Origin of the sequence: Saccharicrinis aurantiacus, from assembly GCF_947489045.1 — a bacterium.
Taxonomy (GTDB): domain Bacteria; phylum Bacteroidota; class Bacteroidia; order Bacteroidales; family Marinilabiliaceae; genus Saccharicrinis; species Saccharicrinis aurantiacus.
Genome location: NZ_CANLCN010000001.1, coordinates 47,324 through 62,411 on the forward strand (window position 1 = coordinate 47,324; position 15,088 = coordinate 62,411).

Annotated in this window: 9 protein-coding genes; all 9 read left to right on the top strand. The window is 36.8% G+C overall.

Annotation, left to right across the window (positions count from 1 at the left end):
* Positions 1 to 5: 5 nt before the first annotated feature.
* The 9 genes from QMO11_RS00175 to QMO11_RS00215 all read left to right on the top strand — a co-directional run bounded on the left by QMO11_RS00175 (position 6) and on the right by QMO11_RS00215 (position 15,035).
* Positions 6 to 1,019, top strand: coding sequence for a glycoside hydrolase family 130 protein (locus tag QMO11_RS00175; protein ID WP_282035465.1), 1,014 nt, complete (start codon positions 6 to 8; stop codon positions 1,017 to 1,019).
* A 449-nt stretch (positions 1,020 to 1,468) separates the two neighbouring features.
* Positions 1,469 to 2,299, top strand: coding sequence for a sialate O-acetylesterase (locus tag QMO11_RS00180; protein ID WP_282035466.1), 831 nt, complete (start codon positions 1,469 to 1,471; stop codon positions 2,297 to 2,299).
* Positions 2,300 to 2,328: 29 nt separating this feature from the next.
* Positions 2,329 to 3,846, top strand: a complete 1,518-nt coding sequence (locus QMO11_RS00185; protein ID WP_282035467.1) for a cellulase family glycosylhydrolase — start codon at positions 2,329 to 2,331, stop codon at positions 3,844 to 3,846.
* 2 nt (positions 3,847 to 3,848) lie between these two features.
* Positions 3,849 to 5,486: a sodium:solute symporter gene (locus tag QMO11_RS00190; RefSeq protein WP_282035468.1), complete on the top strand. Its 1,638-nt coding sequence runs from the start codon at positions 3,849 to 3,851 to the stop codon at positions 5,484 to 5,486.
* A 488-nt stretch (positions 5,487 to 5,974) separates the two neighbouring features.
* On the top strand, positions 5,975 to 9,064 hold the full coding sequence (locus tag QMO11_RS00195) for a SusC/RagA family TonB-linked outer membrane protein (RefSeq protein WP_282035469.1): 3,090 nt from the start codon (positions 5,975 to 5,977) through the stop codon (positions 9,062 to 9,064).
* 12 nt (positions 9,065 to 9,076) lie between these two features.
* On the top strand, positions 9,077 to 10,582 hold the full coding sequence (locus QMO11_RS00200) for a RagB/SusD family nutrient uptake outer membrane protein (RefSeq protein WP_282035470.1): 1,506 nt from the start codon (positions 9,077 to 9,079) through the stop codon (positions 10,580 to 10,582).
* 23 nt (positions 10,583 to 10,605) lie between these two features.
* Positions 10,606 to 12,318 carry a hypothetical protein gene (locus QMO11_RS00205; RefSeq protein ID WP_282035471.1) on the top strand — a complete coding sequence of 571 codons (1,713 nt, stop codon included), beginning with the start codon at positions 10,606 to 10,608 and terminating at the stop codon, positions 12,316 to 12,318.
* A 74-nt stretch (positions 12,319 to 12,392) separates the two neighbouring features.
* Positions 12,393 to 13,916: a cellulase family glycosylhydrolase gene (locus QMO11_RS00210; RefSeq protein ID WP_282035472.1), complete on the top strand. Its 1,524-nt coding sequence runs from the start codon at positions 12,393 to 12,395 to the stop codon at positions 13,914 to 13,916.
* A 96-nt stretch (positions 13,917 to 14,012) separates the two neighbouring features.
* Positions 14,013 to 15,035 (top strand): glycoside hydrolase family 130 protein, encoded by a 1,023-nt coding sequence (locus QMO11_RS00215; RefSeq protein WP_068475025.1) that lies wholly within the window; start codon positions 14,013 to 14,015, stop codon positions 15,033 to 15,035.
* Positions 15,036 to 15,088: the final 53 nt, after the last annotated feature.

Sequence of the window (15,088 nt, forward strand, 5' to 3'; positions counted from 1 at the left end):
TAATTATGAAACTAACAAAACATCAAAACAACCCAATTCTAAAACCTCACGCAACAAATCCATGGGAAAACCTTGTGGTATGTAACCCTGGTGTGTGGTACGAAAACGGAAAATTTACTATGCTTTATCGTGCCGCAGGCGATGATGAAGAACATTATATTCGCATGGGTACTGCCGTAAGTACTGATGGCGTAAACTTCGAAAGAGTTTCTGATGAGCCTACTTTTGGACCTTCAGTTGATGGTCCTGATCAAGGTGGAGTTGAAGATCCTCGCATCGTTAAGTTTGGCGACGATTTTTACGTAACCTATGCATATCGTCCGCATCACCCTGGGCAATATTGGAAATTTGCTCACGATGTAATTTTATTGCCAGAAACCAATGAGTATTCTCCTGCGGTAATGAAAGATAATATTGCCAACTCAGCCTTGGCGGTAACTAAAGATTTTAAAAACTGGCGTCGTTTGGGTAGAGTTACAGATAGTAACTTAGATGATAGAGATGTAATTATCTTCCCAGAAAAAATAAACGGAAAGTTTGCTATGTTACACCGCCCAAAACAATGGGTAGGTGAAGGGTATGGTGTTGATAAACCAGCGATCTGGATTCGTTTTTCAGAAGATTTAATGGTTTGGAATGAGCCTAGTACAATGCTAATTGGTGGCATTGATGGTACTTGGGAAGAAAAAGTTGGTGGTTCAACCCCTCCGTTAAAAACCGACGATGGTTGGTTAGTAATCTATCATGGTGTAGAAAATGGTGGACAGGGTTATTACAGAGTTGGGGTTGCTTTATTGGATTTAGAAGATCCTACCAAAGTAATTGCACGTGCCTCGGATTGGATTATGGAGCCGGAGCACGATTACGAAAAAGAAGGATTCTATAAAGGATGTGTTTTTCCAACAGGTAATGTAATTGTTGATGATACTTTATATGTGTATTATGGTGGAGCTGATAAATATGTAGGATTAGCTACTTGTAAGGTTTCTGAAATATTAGACTTTGTTAAAAAAGGATAGTTGAAATATTGAGGTTATTTAGTGAGAGTATTCTAATTGAATTTGCACAATATTTATTTTTATCAAATAGTGTATGCGTGATTAGCACTAAAAGAGGTTGTTTTATGCGCCTCGTTGAACGGCCTCTTTTTCGAATGGGTTTCGTTTTGATGAAAGCTTTAGAAAGAACTGGAAGTTGAGAGTTGTGCTCGAAAATCACCCGTTCGCACTTAAGCTTGAGTTAAATAAGAAATCTATTTGAAAAGCAGCCTTGATCTTTTTTGCTTCTGTTTTTTGTATCAAGATAAAAAATGAAGTCGGGTTTGGGATGAAATACCAATACGATATTGTTATTTAGGGCTCTATTATTTAATTAGCTTAATATTGTAAAAAAATAAACACAAAGTTTACCTCATTTGCATTTACCTTGCATGAGGTAAGCTTTGTTTTAATTAAAGTATCAGTTTATTATGAAATCAAGATTAATCACATTTGTTTTATTTCTTATAATTGCGGTAAATATGCAATCTCAAAATCCTAATTTCCATATTTATTTATGTTTCGGGCAATCTAATATGGAGGGCTCTGCCGATATTGAGGAGCAGGATAAGCTTCCGGTCGAAGGGTTTAAAGTAATGGCTTCTACTGATTGTGATAAAAACGGACGAGAAATAGGTAATTGGTACGATGCTGTACCTCCTTTGAGTCAGTGTTGGGCAAGGTTGTCGCCTTCTGATTATTTCGGACGAACCATGGCTGCTTGTACACCAGATGGTATTGAGGTGGGTGTAATCAGTGTTGCTGTTGGTGGTTCTGATATTCGCTTATTCGACAAAGCAATTTATCAAGATTATACAAATTCTTATCCGGCACAATGGTTTGTTGATCAGGTGAATGCCTATGGAGGTAATCCTTATGAACGATTAATAAGCTTAGCAAAGCAAGCTCAAAAGAATGGTGTAATTAAGGGAATATTATTGCATCAGGGCGAAACCAACGAAAGAGATCAGAACTGGCCTAAGTATGTAAAGGTAGTATACGATAATATGTTGCGTGATTTGTCGCTTAATGCAGAAGATGTTCCTTTGTTAGCTGGCGAAGTTGTGCATGCTGATATGGGAGGACAGTGTTCAAGTATGAATACTATCATCAATACATTACCATATACTATTCCTACGGCCCATGTTATTTCTTCAAGTAAATGTAGCGTTAGTGAAGATAATGTGCATTTTGACTCTGCGGGTGTACGAAAGTTAGGTAGAAGATATGCTACTGAGATGCTTTCAATCTTAGGATATTAATAATCAATTGTAATAGAAAAGAATTTAAGATGAGATATTTTATTTCAATGCTACTTGTGGTAATGTTGTTTACCGCTTGTGGTCATGAAAATGCAGATGTGATTAAAATAAAAACCAGTGAAGTAATTAGTACCAATTTTATTGGTAATGGAGTTCAGTGGTCGGCTTATCCACATGCAGATACTGAGAATGCTGTTTGGGGGAAGTTAATGACTGACGAAAAGTGGGATATGAATTTCACTAGACTAAACTACATGAAACCGAAGCTTTTTAGAGTTTGCGATCAGGCCAACTGGCGTTATATGGTTGGGTTTGATAAGCAAGGCAATCCAATTCTCGATTTCGATACTCCGGAGGTAAAAGCAGTTGAAAAAATATTTGATTACGCCCAAGAAAACAATATTACGGTTTTAATAGGCGAATGGGGAACGCCCTATAAAATGCACGATAAAGATGCAGGTCATTCTGATAAGTTTTTTGGTGCCAACGATCCTAAATGGATCAATAGCATTGTGGCTTATCTCGATTATTTAATCAATACCAAAGGATATACCTGTATTAAGTACTACAATTTGGTTAACGAACCAAACGGCGATTGGGCTAGTGTAAAAGGCGATTTTGTTGAGTGGAGCGAGGGTGTTAAAATGTTAGCGTCAGCTTTAAAAGAAAAAGGTTTAGATAAACAAATATCAGTAGCTGGACCCGATGCTGTAACTCGTTACGATAATCCACGATCGACATACACAGGTGCTGGTTGGGTTGAAGAATCTGCCAAGCAATTAGGTAACGAAATTGGTATTTTCGAAGTGCATGATTATACCGACCATGAATTGGTTCGATCAGGTGGGTTTAAAAAATACCATGGCGATATTGCCAAGTATGCAAAAGACGCCGGTAAGCAAATTATATTTGGCGAATTAGGTTTTAGTCGCAATAGTGAAGAAAATCAAGCGCGCGCTAAAGCAGACCCCTTTGCGTGTGAAGATAGCCAAATGGAAGTGTATGATTATAGTTATGGAGTGGATATGGCCGATGCTTTAATTCAAAGTATGAATGCTGGTTATTCAGGGGCTGCAGCTTGGGCGCTAGATGATGCGATGCATACCTTAGATGATTTAGGGCATAAGCACCAAATTAAGCGTTGGGGCATGTGGAATAGCTTAGGTACAGAGTTGGCCAATAACCCAGAGGACGAAAATATCCGCCCTTGGTTCTATTCTTGGTCTTTAATGTGTCGTTACTTCCCAACGGGGAGTACAATTGTAAATACGGATGCTTCTGGTAAAGATGGTGTTCGTATCACAGCCGGAGTTTTAAATGAAGATATCACAGTTGCTTTGGTTAATAATTCAAGTGTTCAAGATACTCTTGCTCTTGATTTATCAATGGCTACTCACCTTCAAAAGTTTGTTTACCAAGAGGGTAATTCAAAGGTGGATGACAATGGTTTTCCCATGGCTGTGGCGTCAAATATTAAAGCAAGTAATAATTTCGAAGTTATTCTTCCTGCCAAGAGTTTTGTTCTTTTTACCTCTTTAAAATATTAATAATGATAAATATAAGTTCAATAGATATAGCCATCATTGTGGCCTTTTTAATAGGTATAATATGGTGGGCATTGCGCAATGGTAAAAGCGACGATTCGGATTCGTACTTCCTAGCAGGGCGTAATATGAAATGGCCTGTTATCGGTCTTTCGCTTTTTGCAGCCAGTGTCTCTAGTTCTACTCTAATGGGGCACTCCGGTGAGGGTTTTATTACGGGTATTGCTGTTTTTAATTATAACTGGATTTCGGTTTTGGTAATGGTGTTCTTTGCATTGTTCTTTTTACCGTTCTATATAAAGTCAGGGATTTTTACGATGCCTGAGTTTCTTGAGAAACGATTTGATAAAACATCAAGATACTATTTTTCATTTATTACAATTTTTGGTAATGTATTTTTAGATGCTGCAGCTACTTTATATACAGGGGCGTTAATAATTAAACTAATTTTCCCCGAAGTAGATTTATTTGTGATAATTGTAATTATGGCAATTGTTGCGGGTAGTTATACAATTGTTGGAGGTTTGTCATCGGCTATTAATGCAGATATGATTCAGGCTATTATTTTAATTATAGGTTCAGGTATCCTTTATTTCTTTGCCTTACACGAAATTGGTGGATGGGAAGAATTGTATAATCGATTTGGCGACGGTGTTTGGTTAAAACTTACGCGTCCGCTCGATGATCCAACAGTTCCTTGGCTAGGTATGTGGGTAGGTATTCCTATTTTAGGATTCTATTTCTGGGCCAATAACCAAGTTATGGTACAGCGTGTGCTTTCAGCAAAAAATATTGATCACGGTAGAAAAGGGGTTTTGTTTGTAGGTTTTCTTTACTTATTTACATTATTTATTTTCATCCTACCGGGATTAATCAGTAGAGGGATTAATTTGTTTGGAGTTGAGAATTTACCAATGGATATTATTCCTGGAGGTGAACTAAAATCGCAATTCGGAATTAATACCGATCAGGTTTATCCTCGTATGATTGTGAAGTTATTACCTGTTGGGTTGATAGGTGTTATTTTAGCAGCTATGATTTCAGCTTTAACATCCACTTTAAGTGCTACTTTAAGTTCGGTTTCAACCTTATTTACAATGGACTTTTATCAACGTTTTGATAAAAATGCAGATAGCAAAAAGTTGGTTAAAGTTGGGCGTATCACTTCAATGGTAGTATTGGTGATTGCTATATTCTGGGCGCCGTTTATTCAGCGTTTCGATTCTTTGGTGTCTTATTATCAAGAGGTAGTTTCGTATTTAGCGCCGCCAATTGTAGGAACCTTTTTCTTGGGTTTATTTTGGCAGCGTTCAAATGCCAAAGGTGCACTTTGGGGTTTAATATCAGGTTTATTTATAGCAGCATCAATAATGATTGCCAAATATGTATTTGATATGCCAATTGGGCTACACTTTTTATTGTTAGCTCCAATTGTATTGGTTATTAGTGTGCTTGTAAATGTGGTAGTAAGTTTGATGACGCCTCCTCCAAACCCAGTACAAGTAGCCGAAAATACATGGACCAAACAAGTCTGGATTGACGAAACCAAAGAACTAGAAGGTGTAGTTTGGTATAAAAATTTCCGTATTATTTCATTAGGGCTTGTAATAGCTTGTTTTGTGATGTACGCTATCTTCTTTTAAAAAACTAACAATTTATATATTGTTGTGTAGGGCTGCCTCAATTGAGGCAGCCTTTTTTTTTGTTTATACCAGTAATAACTTCTTTATGAAGGTTTGTTTTGTGAGTTAAATTACTCCTTAAATGAAAAAAAACCTTTTTATGATTATTTGTTATTTATGTTAATAAATGTTCATAAAGTTGTTAAGCGATAATCAATTATACCCATTGTAGTTGTTGTTAATATCTCAATTTAGTCTTGTAAGTATTGCTGTGTGTTAAAATAGTTGAGGTTAATTGTTCTTTATAGTATAACTTGGCATAGTAATTGCAAATCCAAGTATATCAAGCATTGAGTATGTTTGTATTCCTAAATACCTAAGTGAAAAATTCATTATATCATTATAAATTAGTCTTATTTGTAGTGTTTGTTATTTTAAAAAGTTGGAGTTAATTTTTTCTTAAATAGATGTTAATGTCTGTGAAGGCATTTCATAATTTTTATAATAATATGAATAAAAAAAATTGGGTATTGAATGTTGCTTTTCTCGCAATGTTATTTTGCGGCTTCTCTTCCGTAGGGGTGGCGCAGAGTGTGCGAGTAACAGGAACCGTGAGGGATTTTTCTGGGGAATTACTACCTGGAGTTAATATTGTGGAGAAAGGTACTTTTGGAGGTACTATTACCGATTTTGATGGTAATTATTCGATAGAGGTTTCTTCTCAGGAAGCTGTTTTGATGTTTTCTTCAATTGGACTTCTTGATTCGGAAGTTCTAGTAGGAGGGCAAACAACCATTGATGTTATCTTAAAGGATGAAGTGTTAGATATTGATGAGGTTGTGGTTGTTGGTTATGGTTCTATGAAAAAAAGTGATGTTACAGGATCTGTAACTTCAGTAAAAACAGAACAATTGTCTTCTATACCTGCCAATTCGGTTGAGGGTACTTTACAAGGACGTGTAACTGGTTTGCAGGTAATTAATTCATCACAAGAGCCTGGTGGTGGATCTGATGTACGTATTCGTGGAGGTAGCTCAATTAATGGTAGTAATGCTCCTTTGGTTGTTGTTGATGGTTTTCCATTGGGCGAGGCTGGTAATTTATCGCAAATTAACCCTAACGACATTGAGTCGATGGAGGTATTAAAAGATGCATCGGCATCTGCTATTTACGGTTCTCGTGGAGCTAATGGGGTAATCATGATTACTACTAAAAAAGCAAAAGAGGGTGTTATGAAGGTTGAAGTGCACCAACAAACAACCATTAACCAGTTTAGCTCTACTCTTTTAACTTGGGAAGATCCAGCTTTAATGGCACGCTTAAGTAATGAAGAAATGACAAATGCAGGCTTGGCACCTTTATATATAGGAGCGCCAAATGCAAATGGTGTATATTACCCGTCTATTTCTGAAATTGAGTCAGGGGCATGGAATCATAATACGGATTGGGCTGATTTAGTATTTAGAAATGCACCTGTGTCAAATAATACATCGGTTTCTTTACGTAGTGCTAACGAAACTACATCGTTTAGTTTATCAACAAACTATGTGAAAGAAACAGGTATGCAAGTTGGCGACGATTACGAAAAAGTAAATATAGCGGCAAACATACAGCATAAGTTTAGCGACAGGTTAACGGTTTCTACCTCTCAAATATTTTCAAAGGATGCCAGAGACAGAAATGAAGGTTTGGCCTATTGGAGAAATCCACTTTGGCCAGTCTATGGACCTGATGGCGATTATTTTAAAAGTTTCGAGCAGGATTTTGAGCATCCATTGGCTCGTTTAAACTTAGTAGATAATAAAACAGAAGGCGTTGATTATATCTCTAATTACGGTTTAAATTATAATATTACTTCTGATATTACTATAAGTAGCCAGTTAAATTACAGATATCAATCTTCAATCAATAATGCATATAATCACAGTCAGCATACCGAAGATGGATTCTTTAATAATGGTGCAGGTTATGTAAATAATAGTGAGCGCCACGAGTTACTTTCAGAAACCTATATTACCTACGATAAATGGTTCGATGATAAAAACCATTTTACTGTAATGGCGGGTCATTCTTATCGCGATGTTACACGCAATACTTCCGATTTAAGTGCTTTTGATTTTGTAAATGAATCATTAGGAAACGGAAATATGGGAACAGGTAATCCTTCAATGAATAGGATTGGTAATTATTACGAGAATGAAAGAATGTTATCTTTCTATGGTAGAGTAAATTATATTTATGACGATCGATTCTTAGTAACCGGTACAATTCGTTCAGATGCATCATCTAAATTTGGTGCCAATAATAGAACCGGTTATTTCCCATCGGGAGCTGCAAGTTGGAAAATGCATAATGAAGAGTGGATTCAAGACTTAAATGTTTTTGATGAATTAAAGCCTCGCGTGAGTTATGGTGTTTCTGGTAACCAGGATATTAATCCATATAGTGGAATTGGTAGATACGGAAGTGAAAGATATTATTCAAACGGATCGTGGAACACAGGAATTGGTCCTGGATATGAAGGTGGACGTTACGGTGATTATTGGCAGTATGTGGAGTGGCATGGTTTGTCAAATCCTGACTTAAAGTGGGAAACTACAAAGCAATTAGATATTGGTCTTGATTTTGCCTTTTTCAACAGACGTTTACGTGGTCACTTCGATTACTATCATAAAAAAACAGAGGATTTATTAGATCTAGTAAACCTTCCACTTTCATCAGGTTACGATAAAGTGTTGATGAATAATGGTGTTATTCAAAATCAAGGTATCGAGTTAGGTTTAGATGCTAACGTAGTAAATACTAAAGATTTCACGTTAAACGCTAATTTTGTTTTCTCGCGTAACCGAACTGAGGTTCTTGATTTCGGATCAGCTGAAGAGTCAGGTTTACAAACCGATCCGAATACCGGAATGTTATTCAGATTTAGAGGAGATGGTTATATCGATCAATTTCGTCAAGGTGCAACATTGTTAGCTATTGGTCAGCCACTAAATGTTTTTTATGGTTATAAAACGGATGGTATTATACAATCTGTTGAAGAGGGACATGCAGCAGGTCTTACTGGTCAGCAAGCGCAACCTGGTGAGTTTAAATATGTAGATTTAAACGGAGACGGAATGCTTAGTCCTGATGACAGAACTATCATCGGAGATCCTAATCCTGATTTCATGGCAAGTTTAACACTTGATTTAAATTATAAGAATTGGGATTTATCTATGTTCTTTAATGGTGTGTTTGGTAACGATGTAATATATGTTGATCGTTTCAATCAGCCAGATGCTAAACCACTACGTTGGACTCCTGATAATCAAACCAATTTATACCCTAGTTTAAATGCAACACGTCAGTACTTATTTAGTGATGCATTTATCCAAGATGGTTCGTTTGTACGTCTGCAAAACATCGTGTTAGGATATACTTTTGATGTTAATAAGGTTGATTTTATTTCATCGGCAAGAGTGTATGTAAATGCATCCAATTTATTTACATGGAGTAAGTTCGAAGGTTACGACCCTGAAGTAGGCTTAAATGGTATCTACAATGGTGGCTATCCACTCTTAAGAGGATTCACTTTCGGACTAAATGTATCATTCTAATAAACAGTTATCATGAATAAATTATATATACAAATAGTACTAGCCCTAACGGTATTGTTTTCGTCATGTAATCTTGACGAGAACCCAAGGGGAATTTATCACGACGATAATTTTTACAAATCGGTATCAGATGCTGAAGCAGCTATTTATTATGCTTACAATACCTTCAATTTTATTGAGTATCACCGTGGTATTTTCAGTATTGGAGAATTACCAGCTGATCTTGTAGATCTTAAAAATGACGAGTCAGTAGATTGGCATAATTTAAATAATTGGAATACAGAGTCGCATGGTATTAACCTTGACCTCGAAAACTTTTATAAATATTGCTACATCGGTATAAACAGAGCCAATGCAATCATCTCAAAGGTGCCTAATAGTGATTTTTCTGATGAATATAAGGAAGCTTTTATTGCCGAAGCAAAGGTAATTAGAGCATGGAGTTATTTTAGCTTAGTGCGAGTTTTTGGTTTAACTCCTCTATCTAAGTCAATAGTTGAGTCAATTGACCAGGCTATACTACCAATGCCTGAGGATTTTGATGAGTTATACGATTTTATTATCGAGGATTTAACGGCTGCCACGGAGGTTCTTAAGGAAAATAAAATTGAAGGTCGTTTTGATTTAGTTGGTACTCAAGCTATACTAGCAAAGGTTTACATAACCATAGCATCAGGTAAAGCAAATAATGCTGCAGGATACCGCACAATGGCTAAGGATGCTAACGATATGTATGCTCAGGCAGCTACGTGGGCAGGTAAAGTAATGTCATCAGGCGCTTATGGTTTTGAAGAGGATTTAGGAACTATTTACGATGTGAATAAGAAAAATGGTCAGGAGCATATTTGGCTATTAAGCATGGATAAATCGGGTGTTGATGAGGGTGAGTACTCTAAAATACCAATGTTATTTTTACCCAATGGAGCTGGTAGTGCGTATCATTTAAAAGTTCCTAATTCAGAGGAGTTTATAAAAACGGCAAATGGTTTTGGTTCTTTTGAGATAGAGGAATCGTTTTACAATTCTTTTGAAGAGGGTGATTTGAGAAAATCATTTATTCAAGGCGATATATACGATGAGAATGGTGTTATTACAGGGAGTGTAACTCCAGAGAGTGATACAATCACTACTATTTTAAGCCGCTTCTCAGTGAAGTATGTTGATCACACTTCTGATAATCAAAAAACAAGTGTAACACCTTTTATGATCCGTTTCACAGATATCGCATTGGTATATGCAGAGGCTGTGGGGCCAGGTGAAGGTTTATCGTGGTTAAACAGAGTAAGGGGTAGAGCTGGACTTAACCCACTTTCGGGAATGAGTTTAGAGCAATTCAGACAAGCGGTTATTGAAGAGCGTAAGTACGAATTCGCATTTGAAGCGCAACGTTTATATGATCTTCGTCGTACGGCATCGGTTACAGCCAATGTTCCAAATGCTACGCTAAGCGAAGATGATGCTGCCTTTTTTGAGATTCCACAAAAAGAGAAGGATCTAAATCCAAATATTCCTAATTAATCAATCTTCTTATTAAAACAGATATGAATAAAATACTTAGCATATTAGCTCTAGCACTACTTGTAGTGCTAGGAGCTTGTAAACAAGATCTCCTTAAAGATATCAATGATGGAGGTTGGAGTAAAGAGTGTAACATTGAAGTACTACAATTAGAAGGTCAATTAGGTACAGCAGTGATAACACGCGATTTTGACGACGCTAAAATTAAGGTGTACACTATAAAAGAGGATATTGAAGATATATCAAATGTTGAAATTAAAAATATCCAGTTAGCCTATAAAGCAACTTCGTCCGCAACAATCGGAAGTGGGCTCGATTTTACAACAGGTTCTACTACAATAACAGTGGTATCTGATGAAGGAAAAGACCTAGAGTGGATTGTTGAAATGCACGATTTTTCATCTGATATTGAAGGTACTTGGTATATTGGAGAAATAGGAATGTACTGTGATCTATTTACCTGGGAAGACTGGGGATGGGATAAAACAGTACCAATTGCTGATTATTTACCAGCTGTATCGCCTGAATTTGATAACACCATAACCTTTGTTTTAATGGGTTCTGACGAAGATGGAAATACCTTAGGTACTTATATTCACGATGCTGGTCCGAATGGTGAGTTTGGTGATTTTGCTGATGCTTCAAAAGGATGGGATTTCAACGAACGTTTCAGAAAAATTCCGGCAGGTGAAGGTACTTGGTTACGCGATTTTACTCGCAATCAAATCATCATTACAAGTGAAGATGGAGCAGAGTATACAATCGATCTTGAAATTTTAGAAGAGACGGAAGAGCTTAAATTTAATGCTGCCATCCCTTATACACCTGAATATTTTGATTGGGATAACACAGATTATACTTACGAAGAGTTGGCACACATGTCAAACCCAATGTGGTATGTTTTAACTAAAAACTATGAGCCTCAAACGGGTAATAGCATTAGTTACATTTTGTTAGAAGAGCAGGAGGGAGATCAGTATATCAACGAAGAGGAAAAATATGTAAGTCTTACAGTTGATATGAATGAAATTAGTGATTTATCAAGTGTTGAGGTATTAGATTATAGAATTTCTTACGCAGCTACTTCAAATATTGAGATAGGTTCAAAACTTGATTTTTCTAATGATTTTAAGGCTAAAGTAAATGTTACTTCTGAAAGTGGTGAAACTGCTGAATGGACTATTGAAATAACACCATCGTATATTTCATTAGAGGGAACTTGGAATATCTCAGGAATTGAAACTTCATACGATTTCTTCTCATGGGACGATTGGGGATATTGGGGTTCGCTTAATTTATTAGGTGAAAATGCCTTACCTGGTTTACAAACTGAGATGGATAACCAGTTTGTATTTGAAGTAACTAACAAAAACAACAATGGTTTTGCCGAAGGTACTTTTGAACATCAGGCAGGTAATGATGGCGCTTTTGGCGAGTTTACAAATACTGCACAAGGTTGGGATTTTAACGAGCGTATGCGCCAATTCCCAACAGGTTCTGGTACTTGGAAACAAGATAGAGAAACCAATCAGTTAATTCTTACAGTTGGTGGAGAGTCTGTTACTATGGATTTAGATTATAGCAATAGTGGAGTTACTATAAAAGCTGCGTTGGAAGATGAGTTTGATGGTTTCAGTTGGGATGAGTGGAACTCATGGGATGAAATTCGTCAGAATTACCAAATAATTGCACACTTAAGTAAATACATAAACTATAGCATAGTAAAAGCAAACTAATAAATATCCAGATAAACCATTTGCAATACGTATTGCAAATGGTTTTAAATCACGAATAAAAAAACGAGAGTAATATGAGGAAGTTATTAATATTAGTTAGCATTTGCATTGCTGTAGGCACCCTGTGGGCATGTAAAGATGACGCTTCAAGCGGTATGCCCGATAATAATGCTGCGGCTTTCGTTATCAAAAATACCACTCCAGTTTCTACCAATTTTATTGGTAATGGTGCACAATGGGGCGGATACGATATTATTGAAGATTGGACCGGCTCAAATGACTTTAACGATGCAGATTGGGCAAAAATGAAGAAGCGCATTGATTTTATGCGTCCTCCTTTTATCCGAATCATGATTGATGCCAATTGGAATTATACTACCAATGGAGAGTATACACCAGAAAAGTCGACTGCAGCCTTCCATAATATGCTGCAATATTGTACTGATAATAACATAACAGTGATGTTTGGCGAGTGGGGCCACCAGTTTATCGATGGAGATAGAAATAACATTAATGAGCAATGGTTAGATCGTTCTATTCAGTTTTTAGACATGCTTATTAATGAGCGCGGTTATACTTGCATCAAGCACTACAATATGGTTAATGAGCCAAACGGAGATTGGTCATCAACCAATTCTGATTATAACTTGTGGAAAACGGTAGCGCAGAAATATCATGCAAAGCTAGTAGAAAGCGGACTGATAAATAAAGTGCAGTTAGCAGGGCCTGATATTGCTGTGTTTAGCGATGCCAATGCAACTAATTGGATTACCAGAACAGCAGCTGATTTTGGCGATGATATGGGCATGTACGAAATTCATACCTATCCGACCAAAAGTGTGGTTAATGGAAGTGGGTATATGAGTGTTCTTGAGGCTTACCGTAAAGCAGCACCAGCCGAAAAGCAAATTGTAATGGGCGAAATTGGCCTAAAGTATTACGATGCTGATGCAGATTTACAAGATGAGAATCAAAGCAGAATTGATGCAGATAAATACGCTTCAGATGATAGTAATATGTTTATCTACGATGGTTTTTATGGAGTAGATGTATCGGATGCAATTATTCAAACCATGATGGCTGGTTTTTCAGGCGCATTGGTGTGGGATATGGATGATGCCATGTACAATCAGCCAGAAGGAAATAATTCAAAGAAATTAAAAAGATGGGGATTCTGGAATATTCTTGGCGAAGAGGCTTTTGAAAGTGCTGAAGACGAAGAGTTACGTCCTTTCTATTTCCCAGTTTCTTTATTGTGTCGTTATTTCCCTGCTGAATCAAATATCTACGAAGTTGAATTACCAAACCGTAAAGGGGTACGTGCTGTAGTTGCCGAAAAAGGTGGCGAATATACCATGGCCATTGTTAATTCACACGTGGTATCTTATCCAGATATTAATATTGAAGCTGAAGTAAGTTTCGATTTCTCAGGCGTAAGCAAATTCGAATATATATCTAAAAGTGATGGCTCATTCGAAGGCGATACTGATGCTGAAGGATTTCCAATTCCTTGTGAAGAGAATATAAATATCGATTTCAGCAACTACAATATCAACGTAGCAGCACAATCAGTTATAATCTTAACAAATATGCAGTAGCATATAAAATACAATTGCTCCTTAGTTTTTACATTAAAAAATAAAGGAGCTCTTAAATATCAAACTAAGAAATATTAAAATTAATAATACGAAAAGATGAAATTAACGAAACATCAAAACAACCCAATCTTAAAACCTCACGCAACAAATCCATGGGAAAACCTTGTGGTATGTAACCCAGGTGTGTGGTACGAAAACGGAAAATTTACTATGCTTTATCGCGCCGCAGGTGACGATGAAGAACATTATATTCGCATGGGTACTGCTGTAAGTACTGATGGTGTAAACTTCGAAAGAGTTTCTGATGAGCCTACTTTTGGTCCTTCTGTTGACGGTCCTGATCAAGGTGGTGTTGAAGATCCTCGTATTGTTAAATTTGGCGATGACTTTTATGTAACTTATGCATACCGTCCACATCACCCAGGTCAGTATTGGAAATTTGCTCACGATGTTATTCTTTTACCAGAAACTAACGAGCACTCACCTGCAGTGATGAAAGACAATATTGCTAACTCAGCTTTAGCAGTAACTAAAGATTTTAAAAACTGGCGTCGTTTGGGTCGTGTAACCGATACTAACTTAGATGATCGTGATGTAATTCTTTTCCCAGAGAAAATTAACGGCAAATACGCCATGCTTCACCGCCCTAAACAATGGATTGGCGAAGGTTATGGCGTGGAGAAGCCAGCTATTTGGATTCGTTTCTCTGATGACTTAATGGTGTGGAACGAGCCTTCTACAATGCTTATTGGTGGCATCAATGGTACTTGGGAAGAAAAAGTGGGTGGATCAACTCCTCCATTAAGAACTGAAGAAGGATGGTTAGTAATCTATCACGGTGTTGAAAACGGCGGAGAAGGTTATTACCGTGTTGGAGTTGCTTTATTAGATCTTGAAGATCCTACAAAAGTAATTGCGCGTGCAGAGGACTGGATTATGGAGCCGGAGCACGATTACGAAAAAGAAGGTTTCTATAAAGGATGTGTTTTCCCAACAGGAAATGTAATTATCGACGATACACTTTACGTGTACTATGGTGGTGCTGATAAATATATTGGTTTAGCAACATGTAGCGTAAAAGAAATTTTAGCATTCGTTAAGTCGAATTCTAAAAAATAATTTTTTTAGCCACCACTTATACTCGATTTATTTATTGGTATAAGGGTGGCTTT

Bases quoted from the DNA above. Each gene is read 5' to 3' on its own strand.
- QMO11_RS00175 (WP_282035465.1), top strand. From the start codon at position 6: ATGAAACTAACAAAACATCAAAACAACCCAATTCTAAAACCTCACGCA.
- QMO11_RS00205 (WP_282035471.1), top strand. From the start codon at position 10,606: ATGAATAAAATACTTAGCATATTAGCTCTAGCACTACTTGTAGTGCTA.
- QMO11_RS00210 (WP_282035472.1), top strand. From the start codon at position 12,393: ATGAGGAAGTTATTAATATTAGTTAGCATTTGCATTGCTGTAGGCACC.
- QMO11_RS00185 (WP_282035467.1), top strand. From the start codon at position 2,329: ATGAGATATTTTATTTCAATGCTACTTGTGGTAATGTTGTTTACCGCT.
- QMO11_RS00190 (WP_282035468.1), top strand. From the start codon at position 3,849: ATGATAAATATAAGTTCAATAGATATAGCCATCATTGTGGCCTTTTTA.
- QMO11_RS00180 (WP_282035466.1), top strand. From the start codon at position 1,469: ATGAAATCAAGATTAATCACATTTGTTTTATTTCTTATAATTGCGGTA.
- QMO11_RS00200 (WP_282035470.1), top strand. From the start codon at position 9,077: ATGAATAAATTATATATACAAATAGTACTAGCCCTAACGGTATTGTTT.
- QMO11_RS00195 (WP_282035469.1), top strand. From the start codon at position 5,975: ATGAATAAAAAAAATTGGGTATTGAATGTTGCTTTTCTCGCAATGTTA.
- QMO11_RS00215 (WP_068475025.1), top strand. From the start codon at position 14,013: ATGAAATTAACGAAACATCAAAACAACCCAATCTTAAAACCTCACGCA.